This is a genomic window from Flavobacterium sp., from assembly GCF_044360715.1.
In the GTDB taxonomy this organism is placed as follows: domain Bacteria; phylum Bacteroidota; class Bacteroidia; order Flavobacteriales; family Flavobacteriaceae; genus Flavobacterium.
This window is the reverse complement of record NZ_JBIKJY010000015.1, coordinates 37,196-60,278: the sequence shown is the minus strand read 5'-3', so window position 1 is coordinate 60,278 and position 23,083 is coordinate 37,196. Positions and strand designations below refer to the sequence as shown.

At 32.6% G+C, this 23,083-nt stretch carries 13 protein-coding genes; 8 read left to right on the top strand and 5 right to left on the bottom strand.

Features of this window, described 5'->3' with window-relative positions:
- From ACIQ16_RS06675 to ACIQ16_RS06640, 8 genes are all read left to right on the top strand, one after another.
- Window positions 1-320, top strand: a 320-nt coding sequence (locus ACIQ16_RS06675; RefSeq protein ID WP_396149869.1) for a hypothetical protein, incomplete at its 5' end; no start/stop codon positions are given.
- A gap of 8 nt (window positions 321-328) precedes the next feature.
- On the top strand, window positions 329-2,101 hold the full coding sequence (locus tag ACIQ16_RS06670; protein WP_396149867.1) for a hypothetical protein: 1,773 nt from the start codon (window positions 329-331) through the stop codon (window positions 2,099-2,101).
- Window positions 2,102-2,429: 328 nt separating this feature from the next.
- A complete protein-coding gene (locus tag ACIQ16_RS06665; RefSeq protein WP_396149865.1) occupies window positions 2,430-4,280 on the top strand; it encodes a glycoside hydrolase family 36 protein in 1,851 nt (616 codons plus the stop codon).
- A gap of 62 nt (window positions 4,281-4,342) precedes the next feature.
- Window positions 4,343-6,346 carry a T9SS type A sorting domain-containing protein gene (locus tag ACIQ16_RS06660; RefSeq protein ID WP_396149863.1) on the top strand — a complete coding sequence of 668 codons (2,004 nt, stop codon included), beginning with the start codon at window positions 4,343-4,345 and terminating at the stop codon, window positions 6,344-6,346.
- Window positions 6,347-6,453: 107 nt separating this feature from the next.
- A complete protein-coding gene (locus ACIQ16_RS06655; protein ID WP_396149861.1) occupies window positions 6,454-6,792 on the top strand; it encodes a hypothetical protein in 339 nt (112 codons plus the stop codon).
- 357 nt (window positions 6,793-7,149) lie between these two features.
- On the top strand, window positions 7,150-10,227 hold the full coding sequence (locus ACIQ16_RS06650) for a SusC/RagA family TonB-linked outer membrane protein (RefSeq protein ID WP_396149859.1): 3,078 nt from the start codon (window positions 7,150-7,152) through the stop codon (window positions 10,225-10,227).
- A gap of 19 nt (window positions 10,228-10,246) precedes the next feature.
- Window positions 10,247-11,950 (top strand): RagB/SusD family nutrient uptake outer membrane protein, encoded by a 1,704-nt coding sequence (locus tag ACIQ16_RS06645; protein ID WP_396149857.1) that lies wholly within the window; start codon window positions 10,247-10,249, stop codon window positions 11,948-11,950.
- A 15-nt stretch (window positions 11,951-11,965) separates the two neighbouring features.
- Complete coding sequence (locus ACIQ16_RS06640) at window positions 11,966-12,697, top strand: DUF5017 domain-containing protein (RefSeq protein WP_396149855.1); 732 nt, start codon at window positions 11,966-11,968, stop codon at window positions 12,695-12,697.
- 222 nt (window positions 12,698-12,919) lie between these two features.
- On the opposite strand, the gene ACIQ16_RS06635 is transcribed toward ACIQ16_RS06640, so the two are convergent.
- From ACIQ16_RS06635 to ACIQ16_RS06615, 5 genes are all read right to left on the bottom strand, one after another.
- Complete coding sequence (locus ACIQ16_RS06635; protein WP_396149853.1) at window positions 12,920-17,032, bottom strand: two-component regulator propeller domain-containing protein; 4,113 nt, start codon at window positions 17,030-17,032, stop codon at window positions 12,920-12,922.
- A 332-nt stretch (window positions 17,033-17,364) separates the two neighbouring features.
- Window positions 17,365-18,513 (bottom strand): aldose epimerase family protein, encoded by a 1,149-nt coding sequence (locus ACIQ16_RS06630; protein WP_396149851.1) that lies wholly within the window; start codon window positions 18,511-18,513, stop codon window positions 17,365-17,367.
- Window positions 18,514-18,515: 2 nt separating this feature from the next.
- The gene (locus ACIQ16_RS06625; RefSeq protein WP_396149849.1) at window positions 18,516-20,054 is read right to left on the bottom strand and encodes an arylsulfatase; all 1,539 of its coding nucleotides are present in this window, start codon (window positions 20,052-20,054) and stop codon (window positions 18,516-18,518) included.
- A 3-nt stretch (window positions 20,055-20,057) separates the two neighbouring features.
- Window positions 20,058-21,464 (bottom strand): arylsulfatase, encoded by a 1,407-nt coding sequence (locus tag ACIQ16_RS06620; protein WP_396149847.1) that lies wholly within the window; start codon window positions 21,462-21,464, stop codon window positions 20,058-20,060.
- Window positions 21,465-21,485: 21 nt separating this feature from the next.
- Window positions 21,486-23,078 (bottom strand): sulfatase, encoded by a 1,593-nt coding sequence (locus ACIQ16_RS06615; protein ID WP_396149846.1) that lies wholly within the window; start codon window positions 23,076-23,078, stop codon window positions 21,486-21,488.
- Between the last annotated feature and the right edge of the window lie 5 nt (window positions 23,079-23,083).

The following is a 23,083-nucleotide window of genomic DNA, read 5'->3' as shown; positions in this document are numbered from 1 at the left end:
AAAAATGGCATCATGAAGTGATAACTATAAAAGATGCCGTTTTCAAAAATGGAGGAACAAAAGGGGCTGACTTTGTACTATTGAATGCTGATGATAAAGATGATATATTTAGCCTTGTAGAAGTGCACCGCGGAGAACAAGAACTTCCTTTATTAAGACCTCAAGAGGAGAATCGAGCTTTCAAGGGTAGCGCTAAAGGAACCAAATATAGCAAAGGCGAAAACGCCGTTGAGGGTGATAAAGAAAAGAAAGGAAAAAGAGAAGATAAAGAGAATAAAAGGGAAAAGAGAAAAAAAGAGAAAAAAAGAGAAAAAAAATAAATAGCACTATGAAACGCGCAAGAATTAAAATATTAGCTACTTTCTTATTGTTTATAGGACTATCTCAACTGACATTTTCACAAAAAAAGGAAAATGATATAAAAGATTTCGAGCGCCCACAGTGGGCGGGATTCTTTACCAATTGCAAGAATGAAAAAATTGACACAGAGCGGTTTCCTTTTATTAAAGGGGCTGCCGATAGAGTTAAGTGGGCTGACATAGAGACAAGTCCCGAGGTTTATGACTGGTCGAAAATGGATGCTCAAATACGTAATTCCGTAAAGGGTAAGTATTATTACTATTTTGTTTTATGGACTGGCCCTCACTCACCAGAATGGATTTATGAACAAGGGGTTCCCAAAGTGACTGTAAAAGGTGGCAAGGGAAAAGATTTTTTTCCCTATTACCTAAATCAAAACTACATCAATTACTTCCATCGTTTTATCGGCAAGCTAGCGGATCACATTGCCTCACTACCTGAGAAGGATAGAAACGTCTTTGCATTTATACAGCCCGCATTTGGATCTACAGGTGATAGACAACTTTATAAAGGTACACCCATTGACCATAAATATAAAATTAGTGCTCAGCAATATTTAGAGTTTTGCAGCGGAGCTACGAAACGTTTCTACAAAGCCTTCGATAAGCCAGAACTAAAACATATCCGATTCCTGTTCAATGTGGATAATGAAAGTAATCCTGAAGTTTTGAAGGGTACTAAGGCTGCAAAAGCAGGTGAACTACTTTACGCGAATTGGCTTCGCAAAAACTATCCGATTGAGCTCCGAAAACAGCAATTTACGATTGCAATTGGTTATCAGACTAACGGAGAAATAATCCAAGATAATGAACTTCGCCCAACTTTTTTCGGTCTGAACGGCAAGAAACCGGAGTTTGTGCGCGGCGAGTTTTCTAAATTTGGGCAAGCTGGAATATTTCAGGAAAATCCGGTTTGGAATTATTATTGGACCGCTATTTCGACCGTCGATAGAGGACTTGATTTATGGGAGGTTGATTATAATATTGTAAAAACAGGACAATATGATGAAGGTTTTGCCTTCGCTAGTCGGTATTCTTATTACAAACAACCGCAGACCAGCCCGTATGCCTTTATCGCCCTTCGTGATGTGCTCGATAGTGCCGATTCTGTTCGCTTTCCTGAGGGAAAATATGGGAAGGCTGAACAGAGCAACGCAGAACGGGTAAATAAAATTGAAGCGGAATTCAATAAATACGGAGCAAAAGTCGGTGATTTGCATGCTGCTACTTCCCTATCGGGATCCAATTATCTCTATGAAGCCAAGGCGATGAACGATGTAGGATTCGAGCTCATTGCCAGAAACTATAGCCGATTTATTACACAGATCAATGCGAATGAAACCAGTGTCGGATTATGGCGGGTTGGCCCCGAGAATCAGCCCTATGGTCGTTATGCGCGAGCTTTTGAAAATTCAAGTGGGCGGAAAAGAATGTATTTTGATCTGGATGACAATTTTCTATCAATGAAAGATAAGGAGCCAATCACTTTGAAAATAATCTATCTGGATAACGGTATTGGGAAATTCTCTGTTCGTTATGATTCCTCATCCAATACGGACAAAACCGCAGTTACCATCACCAAAGCCAACAGTGGCAATTGGGTAAGCAAAAGTATCACCATCGCCGATGGGGTGTTTGCCAATAAAGGTCCCAAAAAAAGCGATTTCTCCTTGGTTAATGAGGATAATGAGGACGACGTTTTTCATATGATTGAAATTATAAAGAGCAACCCGAAAAATTAAAAAAGAGGCTGTATCAATTTTATTTTGAACAGTCATTTTTTAGTTCATAAAAATCAATTTTAATGTTATTTTTTCAATAACTATTTCATGATTTGTATTGTCATTAACAAAAAAAAATGTTTTTCGATTTATTTAATGGCCTCAATCTATAAATGAAACAAATCTATACTAAAAATGAGACTATTTGCATCTATATTAAATAATGGTCTCCAGTAAATTTGTAGAGTAAATCAAAGAGGTTAAAGATTTGATTTATAAAATGAAACAAAATGGGCTTTCAATCAGATTTGGTAAAAGCTAAAACTAAAATACATATTCATAAAATAAAATGACAAAGAAAATTAAAAAAACAGTTACAATACTTTCGATAGTATTTTTAAACGGTTTAATATCTTTTGCCGGAACCACTCAGCCATGGAAAGACATTAAGGTTGATGTTAATGCTAACGGAACAGTATCATCTACTATAAACTTAAAAGAAATCGAGAATGGTTTTCAACGGTTAACTATATCGCTATCTAATAACAGCGATAAACCAATTACAATACAAAAAATTACTGTAAGCATTCCGATTGAAGCGCAGTTATCCGACAACTTGGATGTAGTTTTTGGAGCAAGTTGTATGGGTCGCACACCTTTACTTAACCAGAAGATAGGCAGTCAAACTAATCGTAGTTCGAGTAATATGTATGAAATGTTACGATTATCTGACGGTCAATATTTATTTGCAGGTGCAACTTCTTGGAGAATATTTATGCCGAATTTCACATTAAAACAAGGAGCTTTCGAAGTATGGTCTGATGGAGAAGGTAAGCAATTAAAACCAGGCCAGACAATACAATACGAACAAATCGTACTTAGACGCGCTACCAACTGGCTTGAATTACTTGATCAATTTGGAACAGCGATTGCTGCTGAAAATAAAATTACCAAACTCAAGCCCGCCGATTTTAAAGGTTGGGCAACTTGGGATTATTATGGCAGAGTATTCACTCCAAAAGATATTTATGGTAATATGGACCAATTGAATAAATTGGCTCCAGAGGCAAATATGATTCAAATTGATGGTGGATGGTGGACCGAACGAGGAGATTATAAATCTATAAACTCGGGTCTTTTACCTGGCGGAATCAAGGATATTGTTAGCCGAATTAAGGCCGAAGGAAAAACTCCTGGAATACATTTTGATGGATTTAGAGGTGATGAAGCATCTGAAATATATAAAGCACATCCTGAGTACTTCCTTCATGATCAAGATGGAAAGTTGGTGGTCGAAGAGAATAAAAAAGCAGACAAAGTCATGCGTTATATTTACTTCGATTACTCCCATCCAGGAGCAAGAGCACATATCGCAGATTGCATAAAAAACATGAAGGATAATTGGGGAATTCGTTATTTCAAGGTGGATTTTATGCGTTACGGCCTCGAGAATGACACCAAACTTAGGAACAAACATGTTAAAAGTTTCAAAGCCTACGACCCAACAATCACAGGGGTAGAACGTTTTCGTTTGGGAATGAAAACCATGCGGGAAGCCATGGGAGATGATATCTATTTCTTAGGCTGTTCTGCTGTTTTTGGACCAACTATTGGGTTTGTGGACGGTATGCGAACTGGTGGCGACATCAATCCTATCTTCCAAGCTTTTCCTGAGCGTTGTTTAGGTAATTTAAGTAACTTTTATCTGAGTGGTAAAGTTTTCAATGGCGATGCTGATTACCTTGTTTTTCGCGAAGCCATAGACGAAGACGCAACAGTGTCTCAAGAAGACACAAAACACGGACACAGTATGACAATGAATGAAGCTCAAATGTGGGCCGATTTTAATAAACTATATGGCACTGCCCGATTGCAAAGTGATAATTTGATGACACTTCGTCCTGAACGTAAAGCATTAGTGAAAGAAGTTTTTGAATTTCCAGCAATGGAAGAAACCGTGCCGTTGGATTTTTGGGAACATGGAACTAATAAACAGGATGGGTTCGAGTTGATAATTGCCCGAAAGGATAAGGATATTTATCTTGGGGTTTTCAATTGGGGTGATAAACCTAAAGAATATGAATTGAAAGCTTTTGGAAAAACAAGTCCTTTGCTTTTAGAAGGTCGTCATTCTCAAATCATAAAATACGAAGGAGAAAAATCATTTGATGAACTATGCGAGAACATGAAATCGTTATAAGATAATAAATAAGTCTATGCGTCTACATCTTTCTTAATAAGTTGGCTAAAAATTATATCTAAATGAAAAAACAAGTTAAAAACTATTTAATAATTTTAATTACGTTTATAATCTGTACGCTTTCTTTACATGCTCAAACGACCATTTTACCAGTTAATTCCTATGGCGTTTGGGACAGATCAAATGCCTATGACATTTCAGTTAATACTGATTACAACTATTTGAAAGGAATAAGTGCCGATGTCAACTGGGAAGATGTGCAAGCAAATAACTCCATTCAATACAATTGGTCTGAAATTCAAACTATATTGCAAACAGCCTACAACAACAATCAGATGGTTAACATAAGCGTAGGAGTTGGCCCTGATGCCCCAGCTTGGATATATACTAATGGTGTACCTAGTGTGATTACTAATGACACACAACATCCAAATTGGACACAATATCCTTATTATTTAGATATCGATTATAAAACGTATTATTTCAATATGATAGTCAATTTTGGAAATTTCTTACGAACACTTCCTTCAAATTTATTTAGTAAAATTGCCTATGTTCAGGTAAAAACGGGATGCACAGGTGATGAAGTTGCTTATAAGGGAACACCTCTTAATTCCTCTTATACTATTTCCGATAATCAATGGCGTGCATTCCGTTTAGAAGTATTTGAAAAATTTAGATTAGCATTTAATACTGGGAATACCAGCACCCGGATTGGGCTTCTTTTTAACAATATTGATCCTGTTGACGAACCCTCAGAATGGCAATGGGTAACTAATAACATTACCTATGGATTTGGAACAAAGGGTGGAGCTTATGCAAGGGGGCATCATCTTTCAGACGAATTAGATTTCAAAACTACTTGGACACCATATCTGGTTAATCCACAAGGATTACATTTATTTTCTGCAGCAGAAATGGATCAAACTTGGACTAAACCTTTGTACCAAATTAATGTCCCGTTAGGATTTTATTGGGGTGCATTAAGCGGGCTTAATACTGGTCTTTCCGTTTGGCTCGTTACTCAAAGCGCTTTGCAAGAAGCACAAACAAAACCTGAGTTACATGACGTTTTTAAGATGTTTAATAAATATTCAAAACAAGTATATCCTAGTACTGCTGCTGCAGCCTATTCCATTTTCCATGAAGGTTTAAATTCTCAAAACACCGTTAAATTTCCCGAAAATATTTATGGTCAAGCCAACCAATCAAACCAGGCTCGTTATATTGCAATATGTAATGCTTATGCAGCCAGAGGTGCACAAATGGATCATGTATTTGCAGCCACTAAAGGTCAGGTTTGGCAACGTGATCTGCAAACAGGGTATAACGATGCTGGATGGAATATTGAAGAGGGGAATTACGAGAGATGGATTACTCAAATAAATCCAGATTTAACTTCAATTGGTCTTTTCAGAGTAAGAGGCGTTATTAATTCAAGTTCATCTAAATACGACCGTTTTGCAAGATCTTTTCAAAATAGTAGTGGCAAAAACACCATGTATTTTAAATTCCATTCCGATGTATTTAGCCTTTCAACTCCAGCCAGTTTAACATTTAAAATTACGTGGCTCGACAAAAATCAAAATTCTACTTGGGCACTAAAATATTATAATTCATCTGGCTTACAGACTGCCTTAAATATAACAAGTATTGGAGATAATCAATGGAAAACAACTAACATAACCATACAAAATCCAATTATTTCCCAAAATGGAGTTTTTGGTTCTGATTTTATGTTGGTAAACACAGATAGTATTGATGATATTTTTCATGGCATTGAGATAGATATTACCCGAGCAAATGCATTAAATTCAACAGATTATAATTCTGATGATTCTGAAACATTACTTTATCCAAACCCGACATCGTCTCTTCTTTATTGGAATAAAAATATTACACCAGATGAAATTATTGTTTATAATTCAAAAGGGCGAGTAGTTTTAAACGTCAACAAACCTGAAAACAATTCATTTAGCTTACTAAATTTAGAGAAAGGGATATATTTTGTTGTATTTCTTAAAGAGAAACAAAGGGTATTAACCAAAAAAATAATTAAAGAATAATAGCAGTTATAATAAAAACAATTCAATAGCTTTTTTTAATTTATGAAAGGATTAAACCTTTTTATTTATTGAAAGTCTAAAAATTTAACTTTAAAACAAATATAAATATGAAAAAATTAATTTTAGGAGCTTTATTAGCTGCAGGTTTAAATGGCTTTTCTCAAGAAGCAGATAAAAAAGGTGGTTCAGATAAAATGTTGCAAAAAATGACAACAGAATTATCTTTAACAACAGATCAACAAGCACTTTTAAAACCAATTCTTGAAGAACAGTCGGTATTGAGAAAAGACAGCAAGGAAAATCCAGATCATGCTGATGCAAATAAACTAAAAATCAAAGAACTCAATAAAAAAGTTAAAGAAGTATTAACACCTGCACAGTTAGAAATTCAAAAAGCCAATATGGAGAAAGCTAAAGCTGAAGGGAAAAAAGAAACTAAAGAATAAAGTTCAAATTTTCCAAACACATATAAACTTCCGGAAAACTGGAAGTTTTTTTTTTGGAGTATAGTCAATTACTCAATAGCTAATTACCTATGGACACAATTGTATTTTGATAATATGTAGTATTTGTAAAATTCAAATAAATCAAGGACAGAATAAATTGAGACAAATTCACACTATAATAGAGACTTTTTATACTAGCATAATTCGTCTTTAAAGTTTATTTTTGAGTTTGCGAATAAATTATTTAATAAAAAATAAAATTTTAATTTAACTTTTGTGAAGATTTATTTTCTTATTGTATTTAAATTTTTAATTATTCGAAATTATCATAAAAACAACTTATTAATAAACCAAAAAATGAAATTTAAATTATTAACAATTATATTTTTAACATCTTTCTTTACCTCGTTTGCTCAAACTACGATTGAAGGAGTTGTTAATGATTCTAAAGGGTTACCCTTGATCGGTGCTAATGTAGCTATTAAAGGAACTAAAAACGAGGTTTTTACTGATTTTGATGGCGTTTTTAAAATTAAGGCAAAATTAGGTGACGTATTAATTGTTTCAATTTTAGGCTTTGAAAAAAAAGAAGTCAAAATAAAGGGAAATTCTATAAAAATAGTTCTTGGAGAGTTAAATGAAGTTTTGAATGAAGTTATAGTAATCGGGTATGGTACTGTCAAGAAAAAGGATTTAACTGGAGCTATTTCATCTGTAAGAGCAACGAGTATAGAAAAAGGAGATCCAATAGATCTTCAAACAGCTTTTTCAGGACGAGTTGCTGGTCTTCAAATAACACAAAATGATAATGGTTTAGGATCAGGTGTAAGGGCAATTATCCGAGGTGGGAGTTCACTTACTAGTGGTAATCAGCCGTTATATGTTATTGATGGTTTTCCAATTATTCCAGATGATAATGTATCATCTAATCCATTATCGGATTTAGATCCAGGTCAGATCAAGTCAATCGAAGTTTTAAAAGATGCGTCTGCTACAGCTATTTATGGTGCAAGAGGGTCTAATGGAGTAATTATAATCACAACAAAATTAGGAAAGGTAGGAAAGCCTGTAATTACTACAACATTAAGTTCGGGTATCTCTTTTGTATCAAAATTTCCTAGGGTACTTACTGATTTAGAGTTCCTCGATACACAAATAATTCAAGATAATATAAATTATTTAAATGGTTCCACTGATAATTTAAGCACCTATTGGCAAAATTTAAAAGATACTAACGCACGCGGAGTAGATTGGGCTAAAGAAGCCACACAAATAGCTTCAACTCAGAGGATGGATCTTAGTATTGGTGGGGGAACTAAAGAAGGATTAAATTATCAAATTTCAGGTAATTTTTTAGATCAAGAAGGTGTAGTTATTTATACTAATTTTAAAAGATATAATTTAAATTCGAATTTAGTTCAATCTATTGGTAAAAACACTAGAATTGGAACAAATATTAAATTGGCGTTTTCTAAAAATATTGGAAGAAGTCTTGATAAAGATGCTGATGGCGTTTTTAAAAAGGTTTTTTCCACAAATCCTTTTCAGCCTATTGATTTTCAACTCGGAGCTATTGATATAGATCAAGAAACTAATACTGGAGACAATGAAAATGTTATTACTTATTTAAAAGATGTGAAAAATGAAACTCAAAGTACAAGAATTATAGGGAATCTATTTTATGAAACAAAATTATTTAGTAATTTGACTTTTTATACTAGTTATGGTTTTAATCGCGGGTATGTTAATAACCAAATATTTTTACCCTCTACTGTATTAAAAGGATTCAAGCAAAATGGAATAGCCGAATTTGAAAAAATTGAAACCTTAAATCAAGTATTTGAAACTAGATTAAATTATAATAAAGTAATTGATAAACACAATATTAATGCCACAGCTGTTGGAGAATTTTCAGATAATCTTAAAAGCATATTCACTGGTGGAGCAACAGGTTTTAGCAATCAAACAAATGGTTTTAACGATTTGTCAAGTGCGGTTTTGCCAACTTTTCCTGCAAATAATATAGCCAAAGAAAACTTATTATCTTATTTAGGTAGAGTGTCTTATGGTTATAATAATAAATACCTATTAACTACTTCCATTAGAGCCGACGGTTCATCAAAATTTGGGAAAGAGAATAAATGGGGTTATTTTCCTTCTGTTGCTTTAGGATGGACAGTATCGGAGGAGTCATTTATCAAAAAAATGAATGTTTTTGATAATTTCAAGCTAAGAGCATCTTATGGAGTAACTGGTAATAACCAGATACCAGCATACAGCTCGTTATATTTATTAGAGTCTGGAAATTATGTTTTTAATGATGTGTTTTACACCGGAGTAGTCCCGCTACATATAGCTAATCCAGATTTGAAGTGGGAAACTACTGCGCAATCCAATTTAGGTATTGATTTAGGTTTTTTTAAAAATCGTTTAACTATTACTGCTGAAGTTTATTCTAAAAAAACAACCGATTTATTGTTAGACGTTCAATTGCCTTTGTCCTCTGGATATGAAACTGCTTTAAAAAATATTGGGTCTTTTAGTAATAAAGGGTTTGAATTAACTGTTAATTCAATCAATATTGATAATAACAATTTTAAATGGAGAACTGATTTTACTTTTTCATTAAATAGAAATAAGGTGCTAGATTTGGGAGATAAGGATGAATTTTATTTTAATGCTAATATTTTTCCAAGTAAATTTATGAATGAAATATTAATTCGTGTAGGACAGACAACGGGTATATATTATGGATACATTGAAGATCAAATTATTAACAATCAAACTGAAGCTGCAAATAGCCCCTTACAATTTGGTGTTGGAATTCCAGATATAAACAATAATGGACAAGTCAAAATTCATGATGTCAATGGAGATGGAATAATTAATAGTTATGACAAAGTGCCAATAGCGAATACAAATCCAGATTTTATTGGAGGATTGAATAATGAGTTTACCTATAAAAATTTTGATTTTAGTTTCTTTTTACGCTTTTCTTATGGTAACGACGTAATAAATGGGAATATTGGAAATTTAGATAAGGGAAATATTAATGAATGGAACACATTAAAATCTATGTCTGATTATTCATATAACGCTGCCTATAATCCTACCGGTACTTTTCATGGTGAAAATGGTAATGGTGCTTATTCCTCATTATTTAGAAGTGCTTATGTGGAAGATGGCTCTTTTTTAAAATGTGACTTTATAACATTAGGATATGCAATGCCTAAATCAATCGTAGATAATTTAAATCTGAATAAATTTAGACTTTTTGCCAGGGTAAATAATCCATTTATGATTACAAGATATTCTTGGTTTGATCCAGAAGTAAATGCAATTGGAGGTACAGCTGGTAGAGTTGCTGGAGGTGTAGATCTTGGTAGTTATCCAAGAAGCACTACCATAACATTGGGCCTTTCACTTAATTTTTAATTTAAAAAAAATAAAAAAAATGAAAAATAAAATCAAATATTTATATCTTGTTCTATTGGCTTCAGGTTTTGTAGGATGTAGCGACATATTAGATGAAGTTCCAGTTTCTCAACTATCAGCTGAAAATTCATTTAAAACAGAAGCCGATGCCATTGCTGCAATTGTAGGTGTATATAGTTCATTGCAGTTAGAAGGTGTTTATGGAAAAAGCCAAACTCTTTTTTCTACAGATGAGCATAATGCTGGATCAAAAGTGCCGCTTTCAGGGCTAAACTTATACAATTTCACTGCAGACAATGTTGAAGTAATTTTACCTATTTGGAGAGATCATTATAAGGGAATAAATCGTGCTAATATGTCGATATCGAGAATTCCAAGTATTAATATGGATGTTGTTAAAAGAAATAATCTAGTAGCCGAAGCAAAATTCATCAGGGCGTTATTGTACTTTAATTTAATACGTTACTTTGGTGATGTGCCTTATAAAGAGTTAGAAACAACTTCATTTACTAATCTAAATATTCCTAGAACTCCTGTTGCTACTATATATGAAAATATAATTGAAGATCTTGAATATGGCGTGGTACATTTAAAAACAAAAACAGCTTTTTTAGCAGGACATGCTACGCAAGATGCAGCTAAAACTTTATTAGCAAGCGTCTATCTTACAAGAGGTAGTATGGCCAGAAGGAATAATACCGGTAATGGAATAGCAGATTTTACTTTTGCAAAACAATATTCTAAAGAAGTAATAGATGCAAATAGATATAGATTGTGTCCTTATTTTCCAGATGCGTTTATAGTACAAAATAAAAATAATGATGAAATTGTTTTCGATGTACAATTTAAATCACCTGGATTAGGGGTTGGTAATACAATTGGTATAAATATGGGGATCCCTTCAACTGCTTCTGGCGTAGATAATTTATCCTCAGGTGGTTCGCAAGGAGCTATACGGGCTAATCCTTATCATCAATTTTACTATGAAGTTGCTGATAGTATTCGCATGAAATGGACTAATGCTAGAATTCTAATAAATGCTGCTACTGGAGGGTACTCTATAGTTAGTGCTATAAGCAATAATCCTCCGGTATCGGCAGCTAAGTTTAGGAGATATCCTGTTCGTAGTCCTGCTTTCGCACTTCAAACAAATGATTACGATGTGAACTGGCCAATATTTAGATATGCAGAAGTATTATTAATTTATGCTGAGGCATCAAACGAAATAAATGGACCAACACAAGAGGCTATAAATGTTTTAAATATGCTTAGAAGTAGAGCTAGAAATACTAATATAGGAGGTATTCACAGAGATATATTGCCACGTGAATTGAACCTCCAAAGTTCCACTGGTTTAGTTAATTTAACTCTTTCAAATCCTTTAGTTTCAACTACAGCTGCTTTTAGAAATTATATTTTCTTAGAACGAAGTAGAGAATTAAGTCAAGAAGGTAAAAGATGGTTTGATTTGGTTCGTTGGGGAACTCTAAAGTTAACTTTGCATGGGCTAAATGCAAAATATACGGCTAAAATATCAGAAACGCGTCCAATTGAAGTACCTGTAATAACACTTAATAAATGGACTAAATATTGGAATGGAGCAATTGATGAATGGAATTTAATTACAGGTTCGCTTCAAGATTTTCACATGTTACTTCCAATACCAACTAGTGAGAGAATGGCAAATTCATCCATAGGTCCAAATAATCCTGGATATAATTAATTTAAATAAATTGATATGAAAAACAAATATTCAATAAGTACTTTAAAGCTTTTAACAATTTTGTTTTTATTCGCTTCATGTGAGAAAGATGAAATAGATACCTGGGTAAGTATAGAAGCTGATAAAACAACAGTAGCTATTAATGAAACTGTAACATTTAAAATGTCTGGTAATGCCGAAACATATGTGGTTTATACCGGAGACACTGGACACGATTTTACAAAAAGTTATTTAGTAATTACTGGAGGAAAAAAAGTTGATCAAGAAGATTATGTGCTAACTCAAGTCAAGTTAGATATTTGGATTCCTATTTTGACTGCTGAAATTGCAGCTTATAATGTTTTAAATCCCAATACACCACTTAATCCCAATACTATAATTGCTGGCTTAGGGAGTTTAGTGAACAAATCGTATTATAAAGATACAGCAGCAATTAAAATTAGAGAGTTAATGCCAACACTCAAAACTTTTAATGATTGCCAAAACCTAGTAGTTACTTATTTTACAAATTTAAGTGTATTATTAACTCCACCGGGTGGATTTTCTACTGGTGTAGCTATAAATAGATATAATTTGACGTATTCCTATAAATTTACTAGTCCTGGAACCTATGTAGTAACATTATTAGGAACCAGATTAAGCGATAAAATTTATTCAGGTTCTGGTTATATTTATAATAGCACTGCATCAGCTAGTGAATATAATTTTGGAAGAAATACAGCTACAGTAACTATTGTAGTTCAATAAATTTAATGCTAAGATAATTTTAAAAAAACCTGTCAATGACAGGTTTTTTTTTATAAAATATAATTATTATGAAAGAATATTCTTTATAATTGATACACTAAAAATCTCAGACAAGCAATAAAGGAAGTCTAAGTTATTAGAGATTATGTTGGGTTTTCACTAATATTAAAAGTAGAGTGCTTTTTCACTACTATAGACCTTAAAACCCTAACTAGTTATCTTCTATATTTTGTGTTTTAATATATATTCTGAAGGCGACATTTTGTAATGAGATTTGAACCACTTAGAAAAATACTGTGGATTTGAATGACCTATAGCATATGCAATCTCAGATATATTCAAATCAGATTCTAGTAAAAGTTTGGTGGCTCTTTTTAAACGGACCGAATCAATAAATTCTTTACCAGTAGTACCAGTAATTATCTTAACTTTTCTAAAAAAAGTCGAACGGCTCATGGAAAATTCATCTGCTATATTAATAATATTTAAATTATCCTCTTCGATGTTATCATTAACATATTTGAGTAGTTTTTCAATAAATTCTTTGTCCTTACTATTTGTAGTTAAGTCACCTGCGTCCTCGTATTTATTAGTCAAAAATAGATTTTTAAATTTGTTTCTAGAATCTATTATATTTTTAATAGTAAGATTTAATATTTTAATATTAAAAGGTTTAGGGACAAAGTAATCCGCACCAGATTTTACACCCTCAAATTGAGAATTCATATCTCCTTGAGCCGTTAAAAGAATTATCGGGATATGCGAAGTTTTTATATCGCTTTTTAGGGCCTCACATAGTTCAATACCATTCATTATAGGCATTACCAAGTCACTTATAATTATATCCGGTTGAAATTTATTTGCCATTTCAACACCTATTTGCCCATTATAAGCTGTATATATGTTGTAATTACCCATGAAGTAATCAGCCATATTTTCAATTAAATCTTTATTATCATCTACAAATAAAATAGTAGGTTTTTCTTCATTAAAATCTGTATTTTTAATAACTAATTCATTATTGACAACTTCATTGTCTTGATCATAATCAGCAATACTTAGAGCTCTTGGTATATCATTATCCCAAAGGAATCTATCTGATTTTTCTTCATCAGAGTAAGCGTTTTCATCCAAAGGTAAATTCAAAGTAAAAGTAGTTCCAATATTTATTTCACTTCTGACTGAAATAGTTCCTTTATGAAGTTCAATCATTGATTTTGTCAAAGACAAACCTATTCCAAATCCATTAACATATCGGTCCATATTACCTCCGTGATGGTAAAATCTATTGAATATTTTAGAAATATAATTAGGATCAATTCCTGAGCCATTATCGATGATGTCAATTATTAAAAATCCTTCATCCGAAGAAGGGAATGCTCTAATAATAATTCTACCCCCATTATTAGTATGTTTAATGGCATTGGAAACTAAATTATACATTATTTTACCGAGAGCATTTTTATCAAACCAAACAAATAATTCAGGTTCAAATGTGTCAATTGAGATTTTAATTTCTTTTGATTTTGCCAAAGACTTGAAAATAGTTTTGATATTTTTTAAAAACGTAATCATATCGTTTTTCTGAACTTTTAATTGGTAATTACCAGTCTCCATTTTGTGAATCGCCAATAACTCATTGGTCAATTCCAAAAGATTATTTACATTTTTATCAATAGTTAATGCTTCTTTTTCTTGTTTCGGATTAAGCTTAAAATTAGAAATCAGTTTTTCAATTGAACATAAAATTAGGGTTAGTGGCGTTCTGATTTCATGAGAAATGTTAATAAAGAATTCCAATTTTGATTGATTGATTTTCTCCATCTGCTCATGATATTGTTTTTCTAATTGCTCTATATTTTTTTTCTCAAGTCGTTTTTTTGTAATTGATGATATTAATTTAATTAAAAAATAAAGCACTATTAAATAGATACAAAATGCCGGAAATGTTAGCCAAAATAATGGTTTTATTACTATAGATAAAGAGGTATATTTAGATTCCCATCTCCCATCTTCGTTAAATACTTTAATTTTAAATGTATAACTTCCTGGCGGTAAATTTTTATAATTCACTTCATGAGTATTAGCTGAAGCTGTCAACCAAGTTTCATCAAATCCTTCCAGAACATAGGCGTATTTACAATTTTTTTGATTGTAGTAATTTGGAGATAGGAAGTTAATTTTTATATTATTTTCAAAATGAGTAAGTGTCAGATTGTTAAAATCATTTTTAAGTATTCTATCATTTATATTTATACCATTAATTTTTATTTCACTAATATTTACAGGTTCGTTGTAATTGTCATGTTTTGATTTATTAGGAAAAAAAGTTGAAATACCATCAATACCCCCAAAATATAATAATCCACTTGAGTCGAAATAAGAAGCGTGTTCTGTAAATTCATAGTTTTGAATACCGTCGTTTACATCATAAATTGTTGTCTTAAACGATTGATTTAATTTAGCCAATCCCCTATTTGTTCCAACCCATATATTTCCTTGCTTATCGGTTTCTATGGATTGAATTAAATTACTAGGAAGTCCGTCCCGGATTGTGATTTTTTTTATTTTTGAGGCTGCTCCATCTTTATTTAATTTAATTTGAAACAGCCCATTTTTTGTACCCACCCAACTATTGTTATTGTTATCCAAAAGTATATCACATATATAGTCATTATTATCCAGACTATTTGGGTTTTGATTATATTGAGAAAAGTTGTTTATAGTGAAATCATTATTTAATTTAGCTACAACGAGTCCTTTAGTTTGTGTTCCAATCCACAAAAAATTGTGAATGGGATCATATTTAACAATTCGTACGAAATTTATAGAATTTAGAGAGGATGGAATCAAATTTTTATAGCTAACTTCGTTCACTATATTAAAATCATTTGTTAGTGAAAAACTAATAAGATTATTGTCAGTTCCTAGCCAATAATGATTCTTGACATTCGCAATTGAAAAAACAATTGGATTAGTTTTATTTTTCGTAATAAGCTTTTTAGTGCTATAATTATTTTTGGTAAATGTAACTAGATATAATCCGTCTGAGGTTCCTACTAGAATGTGTTGGTTGTCGATTTTGGATAATGCAAAGATTGATTTTCCATTCAGTATTGACTTCACAATTTTTTGATTGGTCGTGTCATAAATAAAAAGGCCTTCAAATAAAGTACCTACCCACAAATTATTAAATTCATCTTTAATAATTGATCTTGTATTACTAATTATTGAGTTGCTTTTATTATCTTTAATATGATAATTTTTAAATTTTAGTCCAGAATTATTTTGAAAAAAGACGCCGTTGCCTAAAGATCCAATCCAAAGTGTTTTATCTCGAGAAATAAAAATACTTTTAATTTTTCTAGTAGGTAAATCAATTGAGGTAATAGTTGAAGAGGAAAAATCATTATTCTTTAAGGCATCTTTATTTATTTTGATAGCCCCGTTAGCTCGGGAAGTCACAATAAGATTGTTTTGATGATCTTGAATGATATTTGCTATTCTAGAAAAATTGATGGCAGAATCCTTTTTTGGATAAATTTTAGTCGTAAAATAGTTTCCTTTATCTTCTTTTAAATGAAATAAACCATTGTTTTGAGTACCTATCCAGATATTTGAAAAGTTATCTTGAAAAAAAGCAGATATAGTAACATCCGTAGATTGTCCTATTCGAATTTTTTCTAAAATGATAATTTGATTACTACTGATTTTGATTAAAATAACTTGGTTTTTATTAGTCAACCAACAGTTTCCATTTTTATCTTTTTCATGAATTTTTAAAGATTCAAGGTCTAAACTGGAAGGTGTTTTATATCGAATACTCTTTTGGCAAATTGATTTTGTGTTTTCCTCCGTAAAAAGTTCTTTTCCCGAATTAATACTCCAAAGTCCATTTTGAGTAGTGAACATAATTTTACCATCAATCAATTTAATGGATTGTATATTTTGGCCAAAAAGATTATTTTTTGGATTGTATTTCTTTAGATTATATAATTTATGTGTAATGGGATTATAAACAGTAAGGCCTTGCTCCGTAGCAATCCAAATATTACCGGCAAGATCTTGTGCAATTGAATTTATAGTATTGTCTGAAAGATCGTTGAAAGAATTTGACGCATAAAACGATCTAATATTTATGCCATCATAGCGGTTTAATCCATAGTGGGTACCAAACCACATATATCCATCTCTATCTTGAAATATTGCTGTTATACCATTTTGTGATAAACCTTGTTTATTATCAATATTTTTAAAATAAATAGTGTCACTCTGTATACCATATGAATATACATAAAAAAATAATGTAATTAGTGATGTTAAAATCCTTTGCATTGATTGTTTATATTTTTTATATACTATTTTTTCAAACTAAAAATAATTCTTTAAATTAGGCCAATTAGTTAATAATTCAAAGATAAATGTTTTTTTGATTTGTTTTTAATATTATTTATTTGAATTTAAGTTAATGGACTTTAAAATTGATACAGCAGTTTTTTTGCTATTTGCCTCAAAGACCTTTATGATGAAATTTTTTATTTCTTAAACTTTCAGTGTTTGAAATGCTGGAATGAAAAACATTACTAATAAAATTCTGTAAGCTAAAAACTAAAGGAAGATTATTTTAATTGATTGTAGCCGAAAAAATTAAAATTAGCCCCATTTTATTACTTTAGGCAGGAAAAACGATAAATAGTATAGCTCTCATATTTTTCACCAGGCTTAAGAATAATTGTTGGAAATGATATTTGATTTGGAGAATTATAATCTTGAGTTTCTAGAGCAAACGATTCTCTGTAGTGAAATGGTTTCCCCATTTTTCCAATATCGTTACCTTTAAAGAAATTGGCGCTAAAAAAATGTACCCCTAAATTATTGGTCAACACTTCTAATTTGCGACCACTTTTAGGATCTACAACCGTTGCAGCTAATACAATTTTATTGGACTTTTTTTTCTTTAAAACATAACTTTGATCATATCCTCCGCCAAAATGTAATTGTTCATTCGATTTTTCTAAACCAATATCGGCACCAATGGATTTCCCTTTACTAAAATCAAATGGGGTTCCAGCAACTTTTAGAATCTCTCCTGTTTTAATTTTGTCGGGATTCACGGCGCAAAAATAATTGGATGGAATCGTTAGAATATGGTCTAAAATAGATCCATTCCCCTCGCCTGCTAGGTTAAAAAAAGCATGATTAGTCAAATTTACAATAGTTGTTTTATCTGTTGTAGCTAATAATTTCAAGCTCAATTCATTATTTGAAGTCAACTGATATGTTGCTTCTACTTTTAGAGTCCCAGGATATCCCATTTCTCCATCAACAGAAATATAAGACAATACAAGGGTACTATCTGTAACCGTTTTCACATCCCAAACTTGATTGTGAAACCCTTTTAATCCTCCGTGTTGGTGATTGACACCATTATTTATAGGAAGAGAATGTATTTTTCCGTCTAGTTCAAAAGTTCCTTTAGCAATCCTTCCGATTACCCTTCCAACGATAGCGCCATGATATACGCCAGTTGCCTTTAAGTAATCGTCAATACTTTTAAACCCAAGAACAACATCGGCCTTTTGACCGTTTTTGTCTGGAGCGCATAAACTAACAATACGGCCGCCATAATTGGTTATGGCTGCCGTAAGATTTCCATTTTTTAGAAAAAACAAACCCACTTGTTTTCCATCAATCACCTTATTGAAATTTTCTGGATTAAGGATAGCGCATTCGCTATTGTTTAAGTTACTTTGACTAAAAGCTTTCGTAAAAATAAGTAGCGTAATTAGTACTAAAAAAACAGCTTGTTTTTTCATTGTTATTTCAATTCAATTTTTTCTACGTTATTGTAGCTGTTGCCTCGAATCAATTCGAAATTTTTTATCAATTCTTTCAACTTTTTGGGTTGGGTTTTGGCAAGATTATTTTTTTGACCAATATCCTTTTTTAGATTATACAATTGAAACTCTTTGTCATTTCCCATTTCAATATTAACTTCTTCCAGAATTGGATCGCCAGAATAAGGTGGAATCATCATCCAATCGCCTTGACGAAAAGCCGTTTTAGTGTTGGCTTCAATAACCAAGTTCGTTCTTCCTTTGTTGCTTTTACCCGTAAAAACATCTAAAAGTTCCCGACTGTCTGTGCTTTTTACATCAACATTGACCAACTTGGCTATGGATTCCAATAAATCGATTTGGCACACCAATGCATCTGAAACTAAAGGCTTAATCTGCCCTTTCCAATAGGTAAAAAATGGCACTCGTGTACCTGCTTCCAATAAACTGTATTTTCCGCCACGCAATGGACCGTTTGGTTTATGATTGCCGAGTTTCTCCACAGCATCATCATAATAGCCATCATTCAATACGGGACCATTATCGCTTGAAAACATAATTAAAGTATTGTCTAAAACCCCTTCTTCTTTTAAAGTTTTTATGATTTCGCCCACGCAATAATCTGCTTCCAAAATAACATCTCCACGAGGTCCCATGCCTGATTTTCCAACAAATCTAGGGTTAGGAGTACGAGGTACGTGTGGCTGATTTAAAGCATAATATAAAAAAAACGGATTGTCTTTATGGCTTTTTACATAGTCTTGTGCTTTGGCCAAGAAATGATCTGCTAAATCAACATCACTCCAGTTAGCACTGGCTCCACCAGAAACATAACCAATTCTAGGAATACCGTTTACAATCGAACTGTTGTGACCATGATGCCATTTCATGGAGAGCAATTCAGGATTTTCTTTCCCTGTGGGTTGACCGGGGAAATTTTTATCATAATTTACCGAAATGGGATCCTTGCTGTCTAGATTTACTACTTTACCATTATCGATGTAAATTGTAGGAACTCTATCTTGTGTGGCGGCCATAATATAAGAATAATCAAAACCTACATCATTAGGACCTGCATCTAATTGTTGATTCCAATCTACAATTCCTGTTCCTAAACCCAAATGCCACTTGCCCACAACGGCAGTTTGGTATCCTTTTTCTTTTAACATTTTAGGAATGGTTAGTTGCTCTTTACCTATCAATAAAGGAGCAGATCCTGGAAGTATTTTGGCGTCTTTATTTCTCCATGGATAAACTCCGGTGAGCAGACCATACCGACTTGGGGTACAAGTTGCCGATGTGGCATATCCATTAGTAAATCGAACTCCTCCATTAGCTAAAGCATCAATATTGGGCGTTTTTATTTCGGTTGCTCCATAACAACTTAAATCTCCATATCCTAAATCGTCTAAATAGATGAAAACAATATTCGGTTTTACTGATTTATTATTTGTTTGACTGCTGCTTTTTAAACTTATGGTTAAAGCTAAAAAGCTTAAAACAATATATTTGATTTCCATTGGTTAATGTGTTTTTATCTTTGCTTTTTTTGCTTTTTTCACCAATGGAAAAATTTCAGATTCTACTCTGGCGGTTTGCGCTATTTTTATAAACTCTGCTTTAAGTTCTGGCATCGTTTCGGCTAAATTATTTTTTTCAAAAGGATCTTGGGCAAGATTGTAAATTTCAATATTTTGTTTTTGACTTGTCTTATCATACACAAAATTTGCCTTCATATCCCCTTTTCTAATAGCTTGACTTTGGCTGCGTTCCCAATACAGATAATCGTGTTGTTTTTGATTGTCCGTTTTTCCTAATAGTGTAGGTAAATAAGAAATTCCGTCAATATTATCAGGTGTTTTTGCCTTTACAATTTCTGCACAAGTAGGCAAAAAATCCCAAAAAGCGGAGATATGATTACTACTGCTTCCAGGAATAATTTTACCTTTCCAAAAAGCAATTAAAGGGCTTTTAATTCCACCTTCATAAACTTCGGATTTTCTTCCTCTTAAATCTCCACCAGTACGTAGGTAACTATCTTCTTCCTTAGTAAGTGCCGATCCATTATCGCTTGCGAAAATGATTAAGGTATTATCCAATAAATTCAGTTCTTTTAATTTCGCTACAATTTCGCCAACTTCTTGATCTAATCTCGACGTTAATGCTGCATATTTAGGAACACTGAATTCTTCAGAATGAGCATCTCCTATAGGAAATCCTGTTTTTTTAGCATAATACTCTAATGTTTTATCATCGGGTTGGTGATACGGATTATGCGGTAAAGTAGGGCAAAAATACAGGAAGAAAGGGTTGTTTTTATTGGCTTCAACAAACTCTAATGCTCTATCTTTAATAATATCAGCGCTATACACAGAATAAGGAGTGTCTATGTTTGCATTTAATTCCACTAGGTCATTTTTACGCAAATAGGAAGTGAAATAATTGTGGGCATGAATTTGCCCATTATAACCATAAAACTGGTCAAAACCTTGATTGTTTGGCGATCCCTCTGAAGCTGGATAACCCAGTCCCCATTTACCAAAAGCTCCAGTTGTATATCCTGCAGTTTTCAAGATTTCAGCAACCGTGATTTCACTTGCAGGAATAGGCTCATTACCTTCATAAGGAAGTGGTTTATTGTCTCTAATATAAGCATGTCCTGTATGTTTTCCCGTCATTAAAGTCCCTCGCGAAGGAGCGCAAATATTAGATCCACAATAATGATTAGAAAATTTCATTCCCTCTTTAGCTAGCTGATCAATGTTTGGAGTTTCGATTATTTTACCGCCATAACTCCCCAACTCATTGTATCCCATATCATCGGCTAAAATGAAAACTATATTGGGTTTTTTAGTATTTTTTGTTTCTTGGGCTTGTATCCCAAATGCTGCAAATAGGATAGCAAAAGTTAGTATGTTTTTCGTATTCATTGTTGTTGTTTTATATTTAAATTAATTCTCCCCGTCTTTTTCAACAAAACCTGAAGGGATTGGAACTGTTTTTTTCCCAAATTTTTCGAAAAACTTGTCAAACATACTATAATACTTGTCTTTATACAATTTTTTGATTTTTTCCTCTCGAATCTGTGGATAGTAATCAAAAACGTCTCCTTTACCAAGTACTCTTGGGTCTTTTTGTTTTCTTAAATCCTTTTCCATTTTAGTCTTTAACTCCTTAATTAAGGACGCATATTGAGGGTCGGAAGCAATATTTTTGACGCAATCCGGATCTTTTTCTAGATCAAAGAGTTCATCGGCAGGGCGTTTGCCAAAAGATAACTTAAAAAAATTATAATCTTTATCTCCTTCTTTTAATGCCGTCAGATAATTTTTTGTTGGCGAATCGTCGCAATTGTTATAGTTAAATTCTGGATCTCCAACAGGCCATCTGTTCGGTTTATAATTGTGAGAGTATAGATATTTATCCGTTCTAATGGCTCTAACGGGATAACTAACAGCAATTAGATCCCCATCCGTAGTACCATTATCATGACGTTCTTTTCCAATTAATGAATATGATCTCTTGGCATCGATTCGCCCTGATTTTTCAGAAACTAATGCGTCCAGAAAACTCTTTCCGGTCATTTGATTGTCTGGTTTTAACCCAGCAGCTTCCATAAGCGTTGGAGCAACATCGGGAAAGTTAATAAAATCGGTCACTACTCTACCTGGAATTATTTTATCTCCCCATCTTACTACAAAAGCTTCATGGAAATCTTCATCGTAAATTTGTCCTTTTACGTATGGGAAAGGCATTCCTTGATCTGAGGTAGCAATAATTATGGTATTGTCAAGTAAACCTCGCTTTTCTAGAGAAGCCAATGCTAAACCAATTTGAAGATCATGGTACTCCACTTCTACTCCATAATCAGCCAAATCACCACGAACTAATTCATTATCAGGAAAAAAGGCTTGAACCGTAACTTTATTCAAATCTTTATTTTCCTTTTTATAAGAATCTTTTTCATATTTACGGTGCGCTTCATGGGTTCCAAACCAAAAACAGAATGGCTTTTCCGAGTCTCTTTTGGTTAAAAACGCCTCGAAGTTAGATGCATAATCTTTTTTACTCATACCTTTATATGGCGGAACAAGTGATATCTCATTATATTCCCAACCTGCTGGATTGTGTTCTCCGTAGTATACTCCGGGTCCCCAACCTTTACCGGTGTAACCTATTGTGTATCCGCTTTCTTCTAATAATTTAGGGTAAAATTTCCATTTGGGCGGTATAACGGGAATGTGATTAGCCGCTTCTTCCAATTGCCAAGAATACCTTCCTGTTAAGAAACAAGCCCTAGATGGGGAACATTTTGGATTACAAACATAGGCATTGGTAAAAAGAACGCCCTCATTTGCAATTCGATCAAAATTGGGTGTTTTAATATATTTAGAACCATACACCCCCATACTATTTCTTGAGATGTCGTCACCCATAATAACAAGTATATTGGGTCTCTTATTTTGAGCAACTCCTCCAATCGAATGGAAAAAACTTAATATTAAAAGCAAGGAAGAGTTCAATAAATAAAAACTATTTTTCATTTTTT